Origin of the sequence: Burkholderia sp. Bp8998 (assembly GCF_003854235.1) — a bacterium.
Taxonomy (GTDB): Bacteria; Pseudomonadota; Gammaproteobacteria; order Burkholderiales; family Burkholderiaceae; genus Burkholderia.
Window position 1 is genome coordinate 1 of the sequence record NZ_QTQF01000136.1, and the last position, 1,167, is coordinate 1,167.

Annotated in this window: 1 protein-coding gene; it reads right to left on the reverse strand. The window is 58.4% G+C overall.

The annotated features are described in order from the left end of the window. Positions 1-1,092, reverse strand: coding sequence for an IS630 family transposase (locus DIE06_RS37775; protein WP_124665740.1), 1,092 nt, complete (start codon positions 1,090-1,092; stop codon positions 1-3). Positions 1,093-1,167 lie beyond the last annotated feature (75 nt).

Here is a 1,167-nt window from a genome sequence, read left to right on the forward strand (position 1 = left end):
CTAGTGTCCTGTTCCGCTGATTCGCGAGCAAAGTCGATGCAGCTTTTCGAGGATGGAATCGGCTGATGCGGTCCAGACGAACGGTTTGCAGTTTTCGTTGTAGTGGGAGACGAATTGATCGATTCGCTTGATCAGTTGTTTGACCGAGCCGAACGAGCCTCTACGGATCGCTTTGTCGGTGATCAACGCAAAGAAGCGTTCGACCTGGTTGAGCCACGAACTGTAGGTTGGAATGAAATGCATGTGCCAGCGGGGGCGTGCTGCCAGCCACGCCTTGACCTTCGGATGCTTGTGACTGCCGTAGTTGTCGACGATGCAGTGCACGTCGAGTTCGGCTGGCACGGCTTTGTCGATTTCGCGCAGGAACGACAGGAATTCCTGATGTCGATGACGTGGCTTGCAGGTAGCGAGCACGGCGCCATTGAGCACATTCAGAGCGGCAAACAACGTCGTGGTGCCATGACGGACGTAATCGTGAGTGACGCCTTCGACGTAACCGAAACCCATCGGCAGCATAGGTTGCGTGCGCTCGAGCGCCTGACACTGGCTCTTCTCGTCCACGCACAGCACCAGCGCGTTCTCCGGTGGACTCAGGTACAAGCCGACTACATCGCGCAGTTTCTCGATGAAGAACTGATCGGTCGAGAGCTTGAAGCTTTCGCTTCGGTGCGGCTGCAGACCCAGCAGTTTGAAGTAACGGTGCACGCTCGTCGGCGAGATGGCGGTTTCCGCGGCAATCGTGCGCACACTCCAGTGAGTGGATCCATCTGCCGGCTTCGTGTGCAGGGTCTTGTGAATCAGTTGGGCCAACCGCTCGTCGTCGATGGTACGCGGCTTGCCGGGACGTACTTCGTCATAGAGTCCGTTGATGCGCTGCTCCAGGAACCGCAAACGCCATTTGCCCACCGTGGCACGCGTGAGTTGCAGGCGCTGCGCGATCGCGCTGTTGGGCTCGCCGTCAGCCGCCGCCAGCACGATGCGCGCCCGCGAGACCAGCGCAGCCGAAATCGAGCGAGAACGCGCTATCGATGTCAGTTGCGAACGCTCGTCTTCGCTCAGCACCAGTTCCGCCTTCGGTCGTCCCATCGCCATGTTGACGTCTCCCGTTCCGTTGACGTCAACATGCTACGTGAATATAGACCAGTTAACAACGGAACAGGACACTAG

Coding starts and splice junctions, on each gene's coding strand:
- DIE06_RS37775 (WP_124665740.1), bottom strand. CDS start 1,092: ATGGCGATGGGACGACCGAAGGCGGAACTGGTGCTGAGCGAAGACGAG.